General features: G+C 74.9%; 19 protein-coding genes. 12 read left to right on the top strand and 7 right to left on the bottom strand.

From position 1 onward, the window contains the following. Nucleotides 1-204: 204 nt before the first annotated feature. Nucleotides 205-1,884 (bottom strand): alpha/beta hydrolase, encoded by a 1,680-nt coding sequence (locus ABZ719_RS23125; RefSeq protein WP_366727069.1) that lies wholly within the window; start codon nucleotides 1,882-1,884, stop codon nucleotides 205-207. Nucleotides 1,885-2,159: 275 nt separating this feature from the next. Between ABZ719_RS23125 and ABZ719_RS23120 the strand changes: the two genes are divergently transcribed. From ABZ719_RS23120 to ABZ719_RS23110, 3 genes are all read left to right on the top strand, one after another. Beyond that, a complete protein-coding gene (locus tag ABZ719_RS23120; protein WP_366727068.1) occupies nucleotides 2,160-2,810 on the top strand; it encodes a chaplin family protein in 651 nt (216 codons plus the stop codon). A gap of 337 nt (nucleotides 2,811-3,147) precedes the next feature. Next, on the top strand, nucleotides 3,148-4,005 hold the full coding sequence (locus ABZ719_RS23115; protein ID WP_366727067.1) for a GNAT family N-acetyltransferase: 858 nt from the start codon (nucleotides 3,148-3,150) through the stop codon (nucleotides 4,003-4,005). Nucleotides 4,006-4,124: 119 nt separating this feature from the next. Next, complete coding sequence (locus ABZ719_RS23110; RefSeq protein ID WP_366727066.1) at nucleotides 4,125-4,904, top strand: GNAT family N-acetyltransferase; 780 nt, start codon at nucleotides 4,125-4,127, stop codon at nucleotides 4,902-4,904. A 119-nt stretch (nucleotides 4,905-5,023) separates the two neighbouring features. Here the strand turns inward: ABZ719_RS23110 and ABZ719_RS23105 are convergent, their stop codons facing one another. Continuing rightward, entirely contained in the window at nucleotides 5,024-5,290 is a 267-nt protein-coding gene (locus ABZ719_RS23105) for a GlsB/YeaQ/YmgE family stress response membrane protein (protein ID WP_037853935.1), read from the bottom strand. A gap of 195 nt (nucleotides 5,291-5,485) precedes the next feature. Here ABZ719_RS23105 and ABZ719_RS23100 point away from each other — a divergent pair, with 195 nt between their 5' ends. From ABZ719_RS23100 to ABZ719_RS23070, 7 genes are all read left to right on the top strand, one after another. After that, nucleotides 5,486-5,956 carry an SRPBCC domain-containing protein gene (locus tag ABZ719_RS23100; RefSeq protein WP_366727065.1) on the top strand — a complete coding sequence of 157 codons (471 nt, stop codon included), beginning with the start codon at nucleotides 5,486-5,488 and terminating at the stop codon, nucleotides 5,954-5,956. A gap of 117 nt (nucleotides 5,957-6,073) precedes the next feature. Further along, nucleotides 6,074-6,157 carry a putative leader peptide gene (locus ABZ719_RS23095; protein WP_366727097.1) on the top strand — a complete coding sequence of 28 codons (84 nt, stop codon included), beginning with the start codon at nucleotides 6,074-6,076 and terminating at the stop codon, nucleotides 6,155-6,157. A 337-nt stretch (nucleotides 6,158-6,494) separates the two neighbouring features. Beyond that, on the top strand, nucleotides 6,495-7,049 hold the full coding sequence (ssuE, locus tag ABZ719_RS23090; RefSeq protein ID WP_366727064.1) for an NADPH-dependent FMN reductase: 555 nt from the start codon (nucleotides 6,495-6,497) through the stop codon (nucleotides 7,047-7,049). Nucleotides 7,050-7,192: 143 nt separating this feature from the next. Next, a complete protein-coding gene (locus tag ABZ719_RS23085) occupies nucleotides 7,193-7,564 on the top strand; it encodes a BlaI/MecI/CopY family transcriptional regulator (RefSeq protein ID WP_366727063.1) in 372 nt (123 codons plus the stop codon). Beyond that, complete coding sequence (locus ABZ719_RS23080) at nucleotides 7,561-8,490, top strand: M48 family metalloprotease (RefSeq protein WP_366727062.1); 930 nt, start codon at nucleotides 7,561-7,563, stop codon at nucleotides 8,488-8,490. Before ABZ719_RS23085 ends, ABZ719_RS23080 begins: the two co-directional genes overlap by 4 nt. A 366-nt stretch (nucleotides 8,491-8,856) precedes the next feature. Further along, nucleotides 8,857-9,252 (top strand): VOC family protein, encoded by a 396-nt coding sequence (locus ABZ719_RS23075; protein WP_366727061.1) that lies wholly within the window; start codon nucleotides 8,857-8,859, stop codon nucleotides 9,250-9,252. Between the two features lie 103 nt (nucleotides 9,253-9,355). Continuing rightward, nucleotides 9,356-10,426, top strand: a complete 1,071-nt coding sequence (locus tag ABZ719_RS23070) for an adenosine deaminase (RefSeq protein WP_366727060.1) — start codon at nucleotides 9,356-9,358, stop codon at nucleotides 10,424-10,426. On the opposite strand, the gene ABZ719_RS23065 is transcribed toward ABZ719_RS23070, so the two are convergent. The 3 genes from ABZ719_RS23065 to ABZ719_RS23055 all read right to left on the bottom strand — a co-directional run bounded on the left by ABZ719_RS23065 (nucleotide 10,408) and on the right by ABZ719_RS23055 (nucleotide 13,445). Further along, nucleotides 10,408-10,923, bottom strand: a complete 516-nt coding sequence (locus tag ABZ719_RS23065; RefSeq protein ID WP_366727059.1) for a DUF664 domain-containing protein — start codon at nucleotides 10,921-10,923, stop codon at nucleotides 10,408-10,410. The two genes, ABZ719_RS23070 and ABZ719_RS23065, sit on opposite strands and share 19 nt — an antisense overlap. A 27-nt stretch (nucleotides 10,924-10,950) precedes the next feature. Beyond that, entirely contained in the window at nucleotides 10,951-12,453 is a 1,503-nt protein-coding gene (locus ABZ719_RS23060) for a carotenoid oxygenase family protein (RefSeq protein ID WP_366727058.1), read from the bottom strand. Between the two features lie 68 nt (nucleotides 12,454-12,521). After that, nucleotides 12,522-13,445, bottom strand: coding sequence for a LysR substrate-binding domain-containing protein (locus tag ABZ719_RS23055; RefSeq protein WP_366727057.1), 924 nt, complete (start codon nucleotides 13,443-13,445; stop codon nucleotides 12,522-12,524). A 135-nt stretch (nucleotides 13,446-13,580) separates the two neighbouring features. On the opposite strand from ABZ719_RS23055, the gene mgrA reads away from it, so the two are divergent. Then, on the top strand, nucleotides 13,581-14,573 hold the full coding sequence (gene mgrA, locus ABZ719_RS23050; protein ID WP_366727056.1) for an L-glyceraldehyde 3-phosphate reductase: 993 nt from the start codon (nucleotides 13,581-13,583) through the stop codon (nucleotides 14,571-14,573). A 267-nt stretch (nucleotides 14,574-14,840) separates the two neighbouring features. Here the strand turns inward: mgrA and ABZ719_RS23045 are convergent, their stop codons facing one another. Continuing rightward, a complete protein-coding gene (locus ABZ719_RS23045) occupies nucleotides 14,841-15,224 on the bottom strand; it encodes a nuclear transport factor 2 family protein (RefSeq protein WP_366727055.1) in 384 nt (127 codons plus the stop codon). 312 nt (nucleotides 15,225-15,536) lie between these two features. Here ABZ719_RS23045 and ABZ719_RS23040 point away from each other — a divergent pair, with 312 nt between their 5' ends. Then, nucleotides 15,537-15,947, top strand: coding sequence for a hypothetical protein (locus tag ABZ719_RS23040; protein ID WP_366727054.1), 411 nt, complete (start codon nucleotides 15,537-15,539; stop codon nucleotides 15,945-15,947). Between the two features lie 7 nt (nucleotides 15,948-15,954). On the opposite strand, the gene ABZ719_RS23035 is transcribed toward ABZ719_RS23040, so the two are convergent. Then, complete coding sequence (locus ABZ719_RS23035) at nucleotides 15,955-17,166, bottom strand: streptophobe family protein (RefSeq protein WP_366727096.1); 1,212 nt, start codon at nucleotides 17,164-17,166, stop codon at nucleotides 15,955-15,957. Nucleotides 17,167-17,378 lie beyond the last annotated feature (212 nt).

The raw sequence follows: 17,378 nt of genomic DNA, 5'->3' as shown, positions 1-17,378 counted from the left end.
ATCCCCCAGGGTGACGTCCGTGGTCGTACGCGTGCGGGGCGCGTGGTCGGGGCCGGGCGCGGTGACCGCCGCCGGGCGGCCGCGCGCCTCCTCGCCCGCGCCCGACCAGTGTGACCACCGGGCGGGCCGCACGGTTGCCCCGTCGTCCCTCGTTGCTCCGTACGGGGGACGCCGCGCGCGGGGGAGGGGGGAGCGGCCGGCCCCTCACCCGCTCGTGCCGGGCTGCGGGTCCGCCGGACACGAACTGCCGTCGGCGGGCAGCGAGCCGTACAGCAGGAAGTCGTCCACCTTGCGGTGCACGCACGAGGACGACCCGTAGCCGGTGTGGCCGTCGCTGCGGTTGTCGAGCACCACCGCGGAGGAGCCCAGACGGTGCGCCGTCTCCACGGTCCAGCGGTACGGGGTCGCCGGGTCGCCGCGGGTGCCGACGAGGAGCATCTTCGCCGTGTCGACGTCGCGGACCTTCGTGCGGATGTAGTCGGTGCCCCTGGGACGGCCGTAGCACATCAGCAGCTCGTTGAGCCGGTAGTGTCCGAAGACCGGCGAGGCCTGCGCGTACTCCGCGCTGAGCCGCCCGAGGTCCTTGGTGAGCTGCTCGGCGCTCGGGCGGTCCGGGTCGTCCGCGCAGTTGACCGCCATCATCGCGGCCGGCGCGTTGTCCAGCGGGACGTCCGCGCCGTTCACCAGCCCGCCGCCGTGCGGTCGCGGGGCGTCGCGCGTGCTCCGCCGGGCCGCCGGGTGCGGCCGGTCCTGCCGGTTGGGCGGGAGCTGCGGACGCGGCCGGCCCGGAAGTGCCATGCCGCCGGAGGCGAGGGACTGGACGGGGCGGGTGTCGCCGTCCTGCACCAGCGAGGCGACCGCCCGCTCCAGCGACGGCCACATCGCCTTGCTGTACAGGGCCTGGCCGATCGCACCGACGAGCTGCTGGCCGGTCAGCCGGCCGCCGAGGCCCGTCGGCACCGGGTTCTCGTCGAGCGACCTGACGAGCTGGACGACCTGGTCGCCGGCCTGGCGCCGGTCCTGGCCGAACGGGCAGGCGATGTCCTGCACGCACCAGTCGAGGAAGTCGTCGAGAGCGGTCTGCTGGCCCTCCGCCGCGACCAGGCCCTGCTCCGCCAGCGGTTCGGTCAGCGTGTCCACCCCGTCGAGGGCCATCCGCCCGACCTTGCCGGGGAACTCGGCCGCGTACACCGCCCCGAGCCGGGTTCCGTAGGAGAAGCCCAGGTAGTTGAGTTTTCCGTCGCCGAGGGCCTGCCGGATCACGTCGAGGTCCCGGGCCGCGTCGACGGTGCCCATGTGGCGCAGGACCGGACCGGCGTGGCCCGTGCACTCGGCCGCCAGTTTCTTCCACTCGGCGAGCGCCTTGCGCGCGGCCCGCGCGTCGCCCAGGTCGGCCTGCGCGGCACCGGTGTCACCGCCAGAACCGGAGGAGCCGCCGGCGTCGACGCCGCAGCTGACGGGGGAGGACCGGCCCACACCCCGCGGATCGAAGCTGACCACGTCGTAGCCGTTGGTCAGGTCCATGAACTGCCGTCCGCCGAGCGCCAGTTCGGACACGCCCGAGCCGCCGGGGCCGCCGAAGTTCAGCACCACCGAGCCCCGCGACCGCCCCGTGGCCCGGTACCGGGCCAGCGCCAGGTCGAGGGTGCCGGCGGCCGGGCGGGCGTAGTCGACCGGGACGGTGACCTTGCCGCACTGCAGGTCCTTCGGCGCGCCCGTCTCGCACGCCGTCCACGTCACCTTCTGCCGGTAGAAGCGGTCCAGGGCCGCCGGTCCCCCGCCCGTGGCGGCCACGGGCGGCCCCGCACCGCACAGGGCCAGAGCGACGGCCCCGACGCAGACACAGCGCCGGGCCGCGGACCGCGTCGACGGCTTGGCCAGCATGGATGCCTCCAGGGGCGCTCCGCCGCGGACCGGGACAACGCCCTCGCTCACCATAAGCGGCCCCCGTGCCCCGCGCCTCCCGGTGGAATGCCGGTGCAGGACCGTTCCGTCAGACGTACGACGCTCCCCGCACCGTTCGAGAAGAGGCCGCCGGGAGCCGGTCGGCGCACCACCCGGAGGGGTGAATCACGGACCGGCCATAACCCGGTTGGCCGACCCGCGTTCTACCCGGTGCGGGCAAGCGCCCGCGACCACGTCTGGAAGGCACAGGACCTATGAAACGGGTTACCCGAAATGGTGTGATCGCCGTCGCCGCCTCCGGCGCGCTGGCGATGGCCGTGCCGGTGTCCGCCGCGTTCGCGGCCGACGGGGGTGCCACCGCGGACGGCGCCGCGGCCGGCTCGCCCGGACTGCTCGCCGGCGACACCCTTCAGCTCCCGGTGCACGTCCCGGTGAACGTGTGCGGCGACACGGTGGACGTCGTCGGTCTCCTCAACCCCGCGGCGGGCAACCGGTGCGCCGACGTCTCCGGCGGCCGGGGCGGCGCGCCGTCCGCCGGGGGAGCGACGGCACGCGAGAGGGGAAAGGATTCGCCGGGCGTGCTCTCCGGCAACGGCATCCAGCTTCCGGTGCACGTGCCCGTGAACGTCAGCGGCAACTCGGTCAACGTGGTGGGCATCGGCAACCCGGCCACCGGCAACACCTCCGCCGGGCGGCCCGCGCCGCACCCCGTCACGCCCCCCGCGCGCTCCACGCCGCGCCCGGCGCCCAAGCCCGCGCCGCACCCCGTGGCCGTACCGCGCACCGGCACGTCGCTCGCCCACACCGGTGCGGACGGGACGACGGCCGCCCTCGCCGCGAGCGCGGCCCTCCTGCTCGGCGGAGCCGTCCTCTACCGGCGCCGCCGGCCCGGCACGGACCGCTGAGACCGGCCCGGCCGCAGGGGAGTGTCCCACCGCAGCCGGTCCCCCCACCGCAGCCGGTCCCCCACCGGTGGGACCTCCGCCCGAGGTCCCCTCCGCCCCAGGCCCCCTCCGCGTCGTCCCGCCCGGCGCACGGCCCCACGCACACGCGCCGGCGCCTGCCCGGCGCACCCTCCGCTTCGAGCACGACCCGACCTCGCCCCCCGCCTGGTCGTCACCCCTCCTGCGTCCCGCTTCCCGTCGTCCGGCGCGGTGCGCGGCTTGATCCCGCCGTGGCGCCCGGAGGCGTGATCCGCGAGGATGCTGCGCGCACCCGCCCGCCACGGAATGGAGCGCACCGATGGTCCTGGAGGCCCGTGAAGACCTCGTCGTCACCCAGGCGACCCTGGAGGACTGGCCGGTCATCAGCCGGTGGGCGGCCGAGGAGGGGTGGAACCCCGGGCTGTCCGACGGTCCAGCCTTCTTCGCCCAGGACCCGGACGGCTTCTTCCTCGGCCTGATCGGCGGCGAGCCGGTCTCCGCGATCTCGGTAGTGAACCACGGCGCCGGCTTCGCCTTCCTGGGCTGCTACCTCGTCCGCCCCGACCTGCGCGGCCGCGGACACGGCCTGACCACCTGGAAGACCGCCCTGGCGCACGCGGGCAGCCGCACGGTCGGTCTCGACGGCGTCGTCGCCCAGCAGGACAACTACCGGCAGTCGGGCTTCCGACCGGCCCACCGCACCGTCCGGTTCGCCGGAGCCGCCCCCGCAGCCGAGGCCCCCGCCGGTGTGCGGCCCGCCGCCACCGCTGACCTGCCGGACCTCGTCGCCTACGACGCGCTCTGCCACCCGGCCGACCGCCCGCGCTTCCTCGGCCGCTGGCTGACCACGCCGGGCCACCGGACCTTCGTGCGCCGCGCCGCCGCAAGCCGCCTCACCGGCTACGGCGTGCTCCGCCCGGCCCGCGACAGCCTGCGCATCGGTCCGCTGTTCGCCGACACCCCCGAGGACGCGCGCGCCCTGTTCGCCGCGCTGTGCGCCGCGGCCCAGGGGCAGGACATCGCCGTGGACGTCCCGGAGACCAACGCGGCCGGCGTCGCCCTGGCCGAGGAGGCCGGTCTCACGCCGTCGTTCGAGACCGCCCGCATGTACACGGGACCGGTGCGCGAGCACGCCCGCGAACGGGTCTTCGGCGTCACCACCCTGGAACTGGGCTAGCCGGGCCGGGGCGGCCCGGGCCGCGAGGGTGCCGGCCGCGGGCGGCGGAGGGCCCGCCCCAGGGGGGCCGGGGTTTAAAGAAGTTGCCCCGGGCGGCCGCCTCTGATGGGGTCCGGCGCATGGATCATGCCACGGTACTCGCCCGTTACGACCGGGAACTGCGCGAACGCGCCCGTCCCGACTCCCCCGCCGCCCGCGTCGAACGGGCGGGGGACGTGATACGTCACGTCGGCAGCACCGCACAGGACTGGAACGGCGTCCTGTGGTCCGCCCTGGACGCCGACGGCGCCGACGCGGCGATCGCCGAGCAGGTGGCCCACTTCTCCGCACTGGGCCACCCCTTCGAATGGAAGCTGTACGGGCACGACCGGCCGGCGGACCTCGGGCGGCGGCTGACGGCCGCCGGGTTCACGGCCGAACCGGAGGAGACGCTCATGGTCGCCGAGGTCACGGGCCTGACGCTCGACGCGGCGCTGCCCGAGGGCGTGCGCCTGCACACCGTCACCGACGAGGCGGGTGTGGACCTGATGGTCGCCGTCCACGACAAGGCCTTCGGTCCCGACGGCGGCGCTCTGCGCCACCGCCTGCTCGCCCAGCTCACCACGGCCCCGGACACCCTGGTCGCCGTCGTCGCCCTCGCCGGTGGCGAGCCGGTGAGCGCGGCCCGCATGGAGATGCCGCCGGACACCGGCTTCGCCGGTCTGTGGGGCGGCGGCACCGCCGAACAGTGGCGCGGCCGCGGCATCTACCGGGCGCTGGTCGCCCACCGCGCCCGCATCGCCGCCGACCGCGGCTACCGCTACCTGCACGTCGACGCCGGCAGCGAGAGCCGCCCCATCCTCGAACGGCTCGGCTTCGTCCCGCTGACCACGACGACGCCGTACGTCTACGAGCCGTGACTGCGGCGACGGGCGGGGGCGGCGTGCGTCCGCCCCCCCCCGTCACCGGGGGCGGAGACTCCGGCGCTGCCCGGGAACGCGGGGCGATGGCCGGGCGGCGCCGTGGGCGGGGGGCCGGTTCAGCGCCGGGGCGCCTTCGCCCGGTCCAGTGCGGCCACACCCACCGCGGCGAGCGCGATCTGGATGAGCCACTCGATCCAGTCGACGCCCTTGGTGTCCGCCACGCCGAGCGCGGAGGCCACCGCCGCCCCGATCAGCGCGGCCACGATGCCGATGACGATCGTCCAGAGGATGCCTATGTGCTGCCGGCCCGGAACGACGAGCCGTCCCAGGACACCGATGATGATGCCGATGACGATGGCACTGATGATGCCGCTGATCTCCATCTTCGCCTCTCCGTGTCGTGGTCCCCGCGGTTGTCCGGATGCCCGCTGCGCGAGCCGGCACTCCACCGGGCCGCCGCTCCACCGGACGCCGCCCCACCGGGCCGGCAACCCGCCGCGACGGCACCCCACCGGGACGGCCCCCGGAAGGGGCGGGCCCCGTTTGACAGGCGGGGGACCGCCTGGGTGACTGTGAGGGTGCGAGCCCCGAGCGACCGGCCGAGCCACGTCTGCGTCACCTACCTCGCGAGCACCGCCGAGGCGGTCTGGGACGCCCTGACGGACGCCGACGTGACCGCCGCGTATTGGGGACACGGCAACGTCTCGGACTGGCGTCCGGGCTCCCGCTGGAAGCACGTGCGGACGGACGGCTCCGGCGTCGCCGACGTGGTCGGCACCGTCGTCGTGTCCGACCGCCCGACCCGGCTGGTCCTCACCTGGTCCGCGCCCGAGGACCAGGCGCGGCCGGCCCGCCACTCCCGGGTCACCTTCGACGTCCGGCCCTGTCACGACATCGTCCGGCTCACCGTCACCCACGAGCACCTCCGCGACGCCGCGGAACTCGCCGCCGCGGCGCGGGGCTGGCCGGCGGTCCTGTCCAACCTCAAGTCCCTGCTCGAGACCGGCCGGCCGCTTCCCCAGGACCCCTGGCTGATGCCCGACGGGTGACGCTCCGGCCCTCACCGGCCCCGCCCGCGACCGGCCGCCCCACGGCGCCGGTCCGTCATACGAGACCCGGCCGGCCTCTCCTTGACTGCCCCACCGGCGGCTGCCACGATCGTCGGCATGAACATGCGACCGGCTCTCACGCGGCGACGCCATGTCGACCTCGCCCGCGTCTCCAGCGCAGCCTGTCGCACCGCGGCCTGACCGGCCCGCCGCGCGTCCCCGCGCCGCTCTCCTGACCCGCCCCACCGCCCGGACACCGCGGCGGCGGCCGCGCAGGTCTGTTCCTCCGTCGGGCAGGTCCCGCCTTTCCCGTCGAGTTCGAGTCGCCGGGTCGTGCAGTCGTCGAGCCGGTCGTCGGCAGGTCCGCCGACCTCGCCGTCCCGCCCCCGCCGGCGTGCGCCCGCGCGTCCGCCGTACGTCCCGCTTCCCGCCGCCGCGCCCGCACCCCCTCGCGCCCTCCGCACCCACCCGTCGCGCCTGCCGAACTCGTCCGTCACGGCTGCCGTCGGGCCCGTCCGTCGTACCAGAAAGAGGACCCATGGCCACCGTCCTGTCCGTGTCCGGCAGCCCCTCCGCCTCCTCCCGCACACACCGCCTGCTGCGCCACCTCGACCAGCGACTGGTCGACCAGGGCCACGACGTGATCCCGCTCGACGTCCGCACCGTCCCCGCCGAGGCGCTCCTCGGGGCGGACCCGCGCCACCCGGCCATAGTGGAGGCCGCCGGACTCTTCGCCCGCGCCGACGGTGTGGTGGTCGGCACCCCCGTCTACAAGGCCTCGTACGCCGGTGTCCTCAAGGCACTCCTCGACCTGCTCCCGCAGTACGCCCTCACCGGCAAGACCGTGCTGCCGCTGGCGACCGGCGGGTCCGTCGCCCACGTCCTCGCCATCGACTACGCACTGCGCCCCGTCCTCACCTCCATGGGCGCGGCACACGTCGTGCAGGGCTGGTTCACCCTGGACAAGGACATCACCGTGCGCGAGGACGGCACGCTGACCGTGGCACCGGCCGCCGGCGAGGCCCTCACCCAGGTGGTGGACCAGTTCTCCGGGGCCCTCGGCCGCGTGCTGCTGCCGGCCGCAGCGCGCTGAACCCGTCCCGTCCCCTCCCCGCGCCGCCGTGCCCCGCCCGCCCGCGCGCAGGGGAGGCGGGACGGCGGCGCCGCACCCGGTTGACTACTCTTGTGTAGACGGTCCACTGGAATGCAGGTGAGGACGGGGTGAGGGACGTTCCCATGACCGACGCGAAGGACGAACGCAGACCGGCCGGTGAGCTGGAGGCCGGTGTGATGGCCGTCCTGTGGGCCGCCGACGCGCCCCGGACGCCGGGCGAGGTGCAGGCGGGACTGGCCGCCGACCTGGCCCGCACCACGGTGACCACGATCCTGACCCGGCTGCACGAGAAGGGCATGGTCGAGCGGCGCCGCCAGGGGCGCGGCTACGCCTACTACCCCGTGCAGGACGCCCACGGGCTGACCGCCCGCCGCATGCACTGCGAACTCGACCGCGACACCGACCGGGAGACCGTCCTCGCCCGCTTCGTCGCCCAGCTCAGCGCCGACGACGAGCGCATCCTGCGCGACCTGCTCGAACCGGACGAGCGATGACCGCCCTGCTGCTCCTGCCGCTGCTGCTGCCGTTCGCCGTGCCGCCGCTGGCCCGGCGCGCACCGGACCGGCTCGCGCCCGTGACCGCGCTGTGGGTGATCACCGTCTCGGCGGTCGTGCTCGCCGGCTGCTCCCTCGCCGCACTCGGCGGGTTCGTCCTGACCGGCCTGCTCAAGCTGCCCGCCTTCGCCGGCCTGGGCGAACTGGTGCACCCGCTGCACACCGCCTCCGACCTGGTGGTGATGCCCGCGGCGGCGGTCTCCGTCGGTGGGCTCGCCGTGTGCGCCGGCACGCTCGGACGGGCGGCGGTCCGGGAGGTGAGGGCCTTTCGCAGCGCCCGCACGGAGGCCGACCGCAGGCCGGCCGCCGGTGACCTGTGCGTCGTCGACTCCCCGCACCCCGACGCGTACGCCCTGCCCGGCCGCCCGCACCGCATCGTCGTGACCACCGCGATGCTGCGCAGCCTCGACGCCGCCGAGCGCGAGGCCCTGTTCGCCCACGAGCGCGCGCACAACCGCGGCGGCCACCACTACTTCCTGGCCGCCGCCGAACTCGCAGCCCACTGCCATCCCGCGCTGCGCCCGGTGCGCGGCAGCATCCGCCTGGCCGCCGAACGGGCCGCCGACGAGGCCGCCGCGGCGGCCGTGGGGGACCGGCGGCTCACCGCCCGCGCCATCGCCCGTGCCGCGCTGGCCGGGCAGGAGGCCCGTTCGGCGCGTCCGGAGTGCGCGCCCGCCGCCACCTCGGGACCGGTGCCGCGCCGGGTCAAGGCACTCCTCGCGACGCCCCAGGCTCCGGGCCGTGCCGCTGCCTGGATCGCCGGGCTGCTGCTGGCCTGCACCGCCCTGTCCTGCGGCGCCTCCGCCACCGGCGTGCTCGACTTCCACCACCGGGTGGAGATCGCCCAGGGCGAAGAACAGCGCTGACGCCGGGGGCGAGACACGGCTGACCCCGGGAGCGAGAGCCTGCTGGAGCGGAGTGCGGGCGCCTGTTCACTCCGGGTGGGGAGTGCGCGGGCCCGAGGCGGGAGCTCGCTGCCCCCCGGGCCGAGGGCGCCTGCGGACTCCGAGGGCGGACAGCCCGCCGGACCCGAGGGCGAGAGCCCGCCGCTCTCCCTGACGAGGGCCCTCGGAACCGCCCTGCCGAGAGCCCGCCGCGGCCCCTGCCGAGAGTCCGCTGATCCCGCTCCGTCGCCCCCGCCCGCCGTCCCCGGCGCTTCGGCCGGGGCGACTGGCGCGGCAGAGGTTTTACGTATAACCTCACCGGTCATCCGCCCGCCCCGAAAGGCCTCGATGAGACATATCGCCCTGGTCACCCTCGTCGTCGACGACTACGACGAGGCGATCCGCTTCTACACCGGCGCCCTCGGCTTCCGCCTCGTCGAGGACGCCCCGCGCCCGGACGGGTCCCGCTGGGTCGTCGTCGCCCCGGGCGAGGAGGACCACGGCAGCGCGCTGCTGCTCGCCCGCGCCAAGGGGGACCGGCAGCGGACACGGGTCGGTGACCAGACCGGCGGGCGCGTCGGGTTCTTCCTGCACACCGGCGACTTCGCCCGCGACCACGCCCGGATGCGGGCCGCCGGCGTCACCTTCCTGGAAGAACCGCGCCACGAGCCGTACGGCACCGTCGCCGTGTTCGAGGACCTGTACGGCAACCGCTGGGACCTGCTCCAGCCCGCCGCCCCCTGACCCGGCCCGTCACCTGTCGGCCCGCCGCCCCCTGACCGGCCCGCCCCTCGCCCGCCGAGGGGCCCGCTCCTTCACCCGTTCACCCGCCGAGGAAAGACCGCACATGACCGCCCCGCGCATCGACACCGAGACCCTCCGCCGGCTGCCCAAGGCCGTGCTGCACGACCACCTCGACGGCGGCCTGCGCCCCGCCACCGTCGTGGAACTCGCACAGGAGGCCGGCCACACCCTGCCCACCACCGATCCCGACGAACTGGCCGCCTGGTACGTCGAGGCGGCCGGTTCCGGCGACCTGGTCCGCTACATAGCCACCTTCGAGCACACCCTCGCGGTGATGCAGTCCCGCGAGGGTCTGCTGCGCACCGCCGAGGAGTACGTGCTCGACCTGGCCGCGGACGGCGTCGTCTACGGCGAGGTCCGCTACGCGCCCGAACTGATGGTGAACGGCGGGCTGGGCCTGGCCGAGGTCGTCGAGGCGGTGCAGGAGGGGCTGTCGGCCGGCATGGCCAAGGCGGCGGCGGCCGGCACCCCCGTCCGGGTCGGCACCCTGCTGTGCGGCATGCGGATGTTCGACCGCACTCGGGAGGTCGCCGGCCTCGCGGTGGCCTTCCGGGACGCGGGCGTCGTCGGCTTCGACATCGCCGGCGCCGAGGACGGCTTCCCGCCCGCCGACCACCTCGCCGCCTTCGAGCACCTGCGCGGCGAGAGCGTGCCGTTCACCATCCACGCCGGTGAGGCCCACGGCCTGCCCAGCATCCACCAGGCCCTCCAGGTCTGCGGCGCCCAGCGGATCGGCCACGGCGTGCGCATCACCGAGGACATCGTCGACGGCAAGCTCGGCCGGCTCGCCGGGTGGGTGCGCGACCGCCGCATCGCCCTGGAGATGTGCCCGACCTCCAACCTGCAGACCGGCGCGGCCACCTCGATCGCCGAGCACCCCGTCACCGCCCTGAAGGACCTCGGTTTCCGGGTCACCGTCAACACCGACAACCGTCTGGTGTCGGGGACGACGATGACCCGGGAGATGTCCCTGCTGGTCGAGGAGGCCGGCTGGAGCGTCGAGGACCTGCGCACGGTCACGGTGAACGCCGTCAAGAGCGCGTTCATCCCGTTCGACGAGCGCAGGGCCCTCATCGAGGACGTGGTGCTGCCGGGCTACGCCTCCGCGCTCTGAAGCAGCCCCCTGACGTAGGCGGCCTGTCCGACGTGCTGGAGATCGTCGGACAGGACGCTCACCAGGCGCACGCCCAGCGTGACCGGGGGATCCCAGCGCTCGTCCACGATGCGCCCGAGGTCGGCGGCCGCCATCCGCCCGAGCGCCCGCACACTCTGCTCGTGGACGGCGTCGTGGTACCCCGTCAGCAGGTCACCGGAGTCGACGCGCACCTTGGCCACCTTCTGCGGGGTGTGCCCGTAGCCGGTCTCGCGCGCGTGCAGGTCGAGGCCGAAGCGTTTCTCCCAGTCCTGCGCGAGCCACACCTGGTCGAGGCCGAACGCGTCCGCGAGGTGGTCGTCCTGGACGCGGGTCAGATGCCAGACCAGCCAGGCGATCGAGTTGGCGTCGGCGGCGGGCCGGGCGTTGAGCTGCTCGGCCGGCAGGCCGTCGACGACGGCGTGGACTTCTTCCTGGATGCGGCCGTAGCCGTCGATGAGGATGTCCTTCGCATGCATACGTCCACCATCGCGCATCGGGCGCTCTCACGCGTCCGGAATCCAGCTTCCGTGGAAGCCGAGCGGCACCCGGCCGGGCAGGTGCACCCGGGCCACCGGCTCACCGGTGAAGTCCTGCGCGGCGAGGATCACCAGGTCGGCGGCGCCCCGCTCCGGATCGTGGACGTAGGCCAGGGTGTACCCGTCGTCCTCGGCGGCCCGCCGGTCGCCGGCGTCGCGCGGCACGAACACCGCCTCGCCCGCCGCCGCGCCCGTCGGCAGCCGGTGCACCTGGGTGCGGCCGCGCAGCAGGTCGTGCTTGATGAGCGCGTTGGAGAACGCCCGGTCGGGTGGATTGCCGTCGGCCGTCTCGTAGGCCAGCGTCATCTCGGCCGCCGCCGCCGAGTAGCCGTAGCGGTGCCGCCGTGACACCAGCGCCTCGTTCACCCGCGGGAACTCCTGCGGACGGCCGTCGATCGTCACCTTGCCGACCCGGCCGTGGTGCGGATCGATCGTCCAGCGTTCCAGCACCGGATGGCCCGCGCCGTACGGGCCGCCCGAGCCGCGCCCGGCGACGTAGAAGGGCGCCGGGTAGGTGGTCAGGTCGACGACCACGCGCGAACCCTCGTCGTAGGCGTTGAGGGTGTGCGAGTAGTACGCCGGGTCCGTCTCGATCCAGCGGACCGTGCCGCCCGCCCGGGGCAGCAGCCCCACCCGCATCGGATGCTTCCGGTTCCAGACGTACGGCACCAGGTCGCCGCGCTCGGCGCCCGCCGGGTCGAAGGTGACCGGCGCGTCGATGACGACGACGTACTTCTCGGTGAGCGCGAAGTCGTGCAGCATCGGCGCGTCCGCCACTGGGATCCGCGTCGTGCGGGAGACGCGGCCGGCCGGGTCCACGACCAGGTGGCGCACATGGTCCCAGGTCGGGTAGTACGCGATGGCGTGCAGCTCCCCGGCGTGCGCGTCGAACTTGGTGTGCGCCGCGAACGCGCCCTTGAGGGTGCCCCGGAAGTCGTACGTCCCCACGGTGTTCAGCTCGCCGTCCAGCTCGTACGGCAGCGGTCCGCTCTCCTGGAGGGCGAGGATCCGGCCCCGGTACGGGATCACGTGCGTGTTGGACGGGAAGTCGTCCGGCGGCACCGGACGCGGGTAGGGTTCGCCGAGCTTCCCGGCCACCTGCGAGGAGCGCACCCACCGGTTGCGGTACCACTCCGCGCGCCCGTCGCGCAGCCGCACGCCGTGCACCATGCCCTCGCCCTGCATCCAGTGGTGCGCGCGCGGGTCCTCCAGGCCGAGCACATTGGGACCGTTGCGCAGGAAGCGGCCGTTCAGCTCGTGCGGGATGCGGCCGGTGACCGGCAGGTCGAAGGCCGTCAGCTCCTCGGTGACCGGCGCGAACGCGCCTTCGAGGAAGGGGTGGTGAGGTTCGGCCGGCTGCCCCGGGGCGGCGGTGGCCGCCTGCTGGCCGGCCGGGCCGCCGGGGAACCCGGCCGCCGCCGCGACCGCCGCGCCGCCGCGCAGGACGTTGCGCCGTGTGTGCTCCGCCATCGTCCGTACTCCTGAACGCCGTTGCCGTGAAGGGACGTCCACGAGTCTGCTGCGGCACGGCGGCCGGATCAGGAGGGCCGGCACCCCTGCGGGGGTGTTGCCGGCCCCCCTGTCTCCGAGGTGCCGAGAAGGGCCACCAGCGCGCGGGCGGCCGGACTGGCGGCCTGCTCGGCGGGGAGCAGGACCACCGTCTCGTACGCCGTCCCGCCGGCGCCCTCGAACGGCAGCGCGGTGAGCGAGGGCCGCTTGTGCCGGAAGTGACGCGGGACCACCGCGATCCCCAGGTTCTCGTCGACCAGGTCGAGCAGACTGTGCACGTCGTTGACCTCCAGCGCCACGGTGCGCCGCACCCCGGCGAGGGCGAAGGCGGCGTCCGTGGTCCGGCGCGGGCCCCAGTCGGGATGGAAGTCCACGAAGACCTCACCGCACACCTCCCGCGGGGTGAGCGGCGCCCCGGCCGCCGCGAACCGGTGCCCGGGATGGCACAGCACGGTCATCGGCTCACCGGCCAGCGCCACCGAGCGCAACCGGTCGCTGTCGGGCTCGGTCCGGTAGGCGAACGCCAGATCGAGCCGGCCCGCCGCGACCCCTTCCGCGAGCGCCCCCGAACCCGTCTGGCGCAGCCGGACCTCCACGTCCGGGTGGCGCCGGCGGAACGCGGCGAGCAGTCCCGCCACATGCACCCCGGCGATGCACTGCTCGGTGCCCAGCGACAGGGTGCCGCGCAGCACGCCCTGCACCGCCGCCACCGCCTCGTGCGCCGAGCGGACCTGCGCGAGGATCCGCTCCGCCTCGCCGAGCAGCGCGCGCCCGGCCTCCGTGAGCGTCACCCGGCGGGTGGTGCGCACGAACAGCGGCGCCCGCAGCTCCCGCTCCAGCGCCCGGATGGAGGCCGACAGACCCGACTGCGAGACCATCAGCCGCTCCGCCGCCCGGGTGAAGTGCCGGTCCTCGGCGACGGCGACGAAATGCTGGAGATGACGCAGTTCCATGATTGAGAAGCCTAGCCGTTGAATCCGATCGGATTCTTTCGTTGGACCGCTGCCCGCACCCCGCGCGAGAGTGGGACACCGGTTCCGGATGCGACGGAACCGGTCATCTCGTGCCCCACCCCTCATGGAGTCGCGTTGTACACCGCCCACCCCGACCGCTACGCCGCCCTGCCCTACCGGCGCACCGGCCGCAGCGGACTGAAGCTCCCCGCGCTGTCGCTCGGCCTGTGGCACAACTTCGGCCCCGACCGGCCGGCCGCCACCCAGCGCGCCATCCTGCGCCGCGCCTTCGACCTCGGTGTCACCCACTTCGACCTGGCCAACAACTACGGCCCGCCGCCCGGCTCCGCCGAGACCGCGCTCGGCGAGGCGCTGCGGGCCGACTTCGCGCCGTACCGCGACGAGCTGGTGATCTCCACCAAGGCCGGTTACCTGATGTGGCCCGGCCCGTACGGCGAATGGGGCTCGCGCAAGTACCTGCTGTCCTCGCTCGACCAGAGCCTGGAGCGCATGGGCCTGGAGTACGTCGACATCTTCTACTCGCACCGCTTCGACCCGGACACTCCGCTGGAGGAGACGATGGGCGCGCTGCACACGGCGGTGCAGCAGGGCAAGGCGCTCTACGTCGGCGTCTCCAACTACTCGGCGGAGCAGACCCGCGAGGCCGCCCGGATCCTGCGCGAGCTGGGCACCCCGCTGCTGATCCACCAGCCCCGCTACTCGATGCTCGACCGCCGCCCGGAGGACGAGGGGCTGCTCGACGCCCTCGACGAACTCCAGGTCGGCTCCATCGCCTACTCCCCGCTGGAGCAGGGCCTGCTCACCGGCCGTTACCTCGACGGCATCCCCGAGGACTCCAGGGCGGCGAGCGACAGCCCCTTCCTGAACTCGGAGGCGGTGACCGCGGAGCTGGTCGGCAGGCTGCGCGCGCTGGACGAGATCGCCAGGTCGCGCGGCCAGTCGCTCGCGCAGATGGCGCTCGCCTGGGTGCTGCGCGGCGGCCGGGTCACCTCGGCCCTGGTCGGTGCGAGCAGCCCGCAGCAGCTGGAGGACAGCGTCGCCGCGGCCCGCGACCTCGACTTCGACGCCGGCGAGCTGGCCCGGATCGACGCGATCGTACGGCCGTAGCGCGCGGCGAACGGATCGTCCGGCCGCCGGTGCCGGCGCGGCGGCGGCCGTGACCGGCGCGAACGGCGGGGAACCGGCCGCTCGGCCGCCGAGCACGGCGAACCGGTCCTGCGGTCGCAAGCCCGGCTCGACGTGATCGTCCGGCTGTGCAGGGCCACGGTCCCGAGTGCGCGGTCCGGGGCGGGCCAGGTGACGCGAGGCGGCCGTCCACTCCCCGGAGGTGGGCGGCCGCCTCGCCGTGTGCCGGGCGCGCCCCCGGCACGCCTCTCACGCCCCGGCCGGCACCCGGTCGAGGAAGCCCAGCACGGACCGGATCCGGCCCTCGCCGTCCAGGGTGATGACGTCGAACCCGGCGACCGGCGCGGACCCGTCCGCCTCGCTCACCAGTTCCCAGGAGAAACGGGCCGTGTCGTGGTGCCCGTCGACGGCACCGGAGAGCCGGAAGGCGAACCCGGGGAACTGCTCGTGCGCCCCGGTGATCAGAGCGGCGATCTGCTCGTGGCCGCGGACCTCGGCGAGGGGGTCGGTGTAGCGGCCGTCCGGCGTCCATGCGGCGGCCACCGCCTTGCCCAGCGCCTCGGCGCCCTGCGCGTTCCAGGCCTCCAGGTAGCGGGCGACGGCGCTCTCGTAACGGTCGGTCTGCGTGGACATGGGAAATCAGCCTCCATCGAGGGCGTCGGTTCTGGACGGGATCCGGACCCCCGTGACCGGTGATCCGATGGCTCCACCTTGCCCGGGCTGCGGCGAAGAGGTCGATTACCGCCGGGGTAATGCCGACGAGGCGGCGGGCCCGCGCGATTCCGGCCACATGGCCCGCGGAATATGCCAGGAGACTGGCCAAAAAGTCATGGTGACACTGTTTCAGGAGTCAACATACTCGACCTCGGGGGCGCAGCACCGCACAGGAGCCGTACGGGGAGCGAGGGAAGAACAGCACGCGGAACACCCGACGGGGGAGGAGCAGTGCACGACGAATTCCTGTGCCATGTCACCGGGTACGGCGTGTGCGACGGCCGCCGCATCGGCGTGCCGCTCGGCACCTACCGGGCACCCACCCTGGCACTGGCCCTGTGGTGGCTGCGCGACCGTGCCTCCTGGATCGCCGAACGCCTCGACCCCGGCCCCCGGACCCCGTACCTCCCGCGGGGCGCCCTCGTCCCGGTGCCGGACACCGTCCCCGATGTCCCCGGCATCCTGCGCGCCTGGTGCGCCGACCCGCTCCGGCAGGAACAGGTCGCCGACGAACTGGCCGGCGGACGGCTCGTGCGGATCGCCGCGGGCGACGAGACCACCGAGTACGAACTGCTCGCCGAGTCGGTGGACGCCCTGCGCATGCAGCGCACCCTCCCGGCGCTCCTGCTGCCGATGGGCTGAGCGCCGGTCACCCCTGCTCGGCACGGCCGGGGCCCGGCGGGTGCGGCGGTGCCCCGTCGCGGCGCCGGACCCGGCGGGCGGCCGTCGCTCCCAGGAAACCGGTGACCAGGCCCCACAGCGCGGCCAGTCCGAGGGCGCTCCACAGACTCGGCCGCAGCAGCAGTTCCCCGGACAGACCGCCGCCCACGTCACCGATGCCGAGCAGGGACAGCCCGTAATGGGCCGAGATGCGGCCCGACAGGCAGACGAGCAGGACCGTCAGGACCAGCCCCGCGGCCATGTGCACGGCGTGCCGCCACGGACGCGTCGCGGCCGGGGTCAGGACCGCCGCCAGGAACGCGGCGGCCGTCAGCAGCACCGCGTCCACGGCCACCAGCCACCAGACGCGGCCGTCGTGGCCGGCGAGCGTCCCGAGGTCGAGCGTGGAGACGTCCGGTGTGCGCAGCACCTCGTCGAGCAGGCGCGGCACCGGCAACCCGAACGGCCCGTCCACCCGCCCGTGCCAGGTGGCGCCCAGACCGATGGTGAAGGCGAGCCAGGCCAGGTTGGGCAGACCCAGCAGGATCAGGGCGAACGTCCGGGCGGGGTGGCCCCGGGTCCCGGCCGTGACCAGGGCGACGGCCAGCCCGAGGGCGACGCAGGTGAGCAGCAGCACGACCAGCGCGTACGCCACCGGCCGCACCCGGGTCCCGAGCCACGGCAGGCGCGCCGGAACCGGCGCCGTCCGGGCCGACAGCAGGGCCGCCGCCAGCACCCCCACCAGCCACAGCAGTCCGAAGCCGGCCGTCGGCCCCACGTCGGTGGTGAAGCCGACCTCCGGTTCGACGCCGAAGAGCCCGCCGACCGCGCCGAGCACACCGTCCCCCAGGTCCACGGCGAAACGCTGGCGGGCGGCGAACGCGAGCCCGGTCAGCGCCGCCGTCCACAGCACCGCGATCCGCGCCGCGCCGAAGGCCTGCTCCCGCGCCCCGGCCGCCGCCCGGTGCCGCAGGGGACGCAGGAAGCCCGCGCCGACCACGAGCGCACCGGTGAGGGAGACCGACAGCGGCATCACGGTGACACCGGCGTGCGTCTCGGCGAGCACCCCCGCGTCCCCCGCCAGCCGCATGCTTCCGCCGACCGCGGTCACCACCGTGGCCGCGACCACCCGGGGAAAGGCGTTGCCGGGCAGGTCGGCCGCCCCGGCCGCCCACAGCCCCAGGGCGGCGACCACGCCCATGGCGGCGAGGGCGGCCACCACCGTGACCAGGGCCTGTCCCCAGCGGCGCGCGGCGGTGGACGGCGGGGCCGAGGTACCTTGCGGGGGGCTCACGCCGCCACGCTAGGCACCGCCACGGCGGTACGCCCCCCGGAAGGTCCGTCCGCCGCGAGATTCGCCCGCCCCACAGGCTCCCGCGCGCCGCCGGCCCGGGCCGCCGGTACGGTCCGGCG

This window comes from Streptomyces sp. NPDC006743 (genome assembly GCF_040703815.1).
Taxonomy (GTDB): Bacteria; Actinomycetota; Actinomycetes; order Streptomycetales; family Streptomycetaceae; genus Streptomyces.
This window is presented reverse-complemented; position numbering and strand designations above follow the sequence as displayed.

Excerpts from the sequence above, each read along its gene's own strand:
- ABZ719_RS23125 (WP_366727069.1), bottom strand. The coding sequence starts at position 1,884 with ATGCTGGCCAAGCCGTCGACGCGGTCCGCGGCCCGGCGCTGTGTCTGC.
- ABZ719_RS23120 (WP_366727068.1), top strand. The coding sequence starts at position 2,160 with ATGAAACGGGTTACCCGAAATGGTGTGATCGCCGTCGCCGCCTCCGGC.
- ABZ719_RS23115 (WP_366727067.1), top strand. The coding sequence starts at position 3,148 with ATGGTCCTGGAGGCCCGTGAAGACCTCGTCGTCACCCAGGCGACCCTG.
- ABZ719_RS23110 (WP_366727066.1), top strand. The coding sequence starts at position 4,125 with ATGGATCATGCCACGGTACTCGCCCGTTACGACCGGGAACTGCGCGAA.
- ABZ719_RS23105 (WP_037853935.1), bottom strand. The coding sequence starts at position 5,290 with ATGGAGATCAGCGGCATCATCAGTGCCATCGTCATCGGCATCATCATC.
- ABZ719_RS23095 (WP_366727097.1), top strand. The coding sequence starts at position 6,074 with ATGAACATGCGACCGGCTCTCACGCGGCGACGCCATGTCGACCTCGCC.
- ssuE (WP_366727064.1), top strand. The coding sequence starts at position 6,495 with ATGGCCACCGTCCTGTCCGTGTCCGGCAGCCCCTCCGCCTCCTCCCGC.
- ABZ719_RS23085 (WP_366727063.1), top strand. The coding sequence starts at position 7,193 with ATGACCGACGCGAAGGACGAACGCAGACCGGCCGGTGAGCTGGAGGCC.
- ABZ719_RS23080 (WP_366727062.1), top strand. The coding sequence starts at position 7,561 with ATGACCGCCCTGCTGCTCCTGCCGCTGCTGCTGCCGTTCGCCGTGCCG.
- ABZ719_RS23075 (WP_366727061.1), top strand. The coding sequence starts at position 8,857 with ATGAGACATATCGCCCTGGTCACCCTCGTCGTCGACGACTACGACGAG.
- ABZ719_RS23070 (WP_366727060.1), top strand. The coding sequence starts at position 9,356 with ATGACCGCCCCGCGCATCGACACCGAGACCCTCCGCCGGCTGCCCAAG.
- ABZ719_RS23065 (WP_366727059.1), bottom strand. The coding sequence starts at position 10,923 with ATGCATGCGAAGGACATCCTCATCGACGGCTACGGCCGCATCCAGGAA.
- ABZ719_RS23060 (WP_366727058.1), bottom strand. The coding sequence starts at position 12,453 with ATGGCGGAGCACACACGGCGCAACGTCCTGCGCGGCGGCGCGGCGGTC.
- ABZ719_RS23055 (WP_366727057.1), bottom strand. The coding sequence starts at position 13,445 with ATGGAACTGCGTCATCTCCAGCATTTCGTCGCCGTCGCCGAGGACCGG.
- ABZ719_RS23045 (WP_366727055.1), bottom strand. The coding sequence starts at position 15,224 with ATGTCCACGCAGACCGACCGTTACGAGAGCGCCGTCGCCCGCTACCTG.
- ABZ719_RS23035 (WP_366727096.1), bottom strand. The coding sequence starts at position 17,166 with ATGGGCGTGGTCGCCGCCCTGGGGCTGTGGGCGGCCGGGGCGGCCGAC.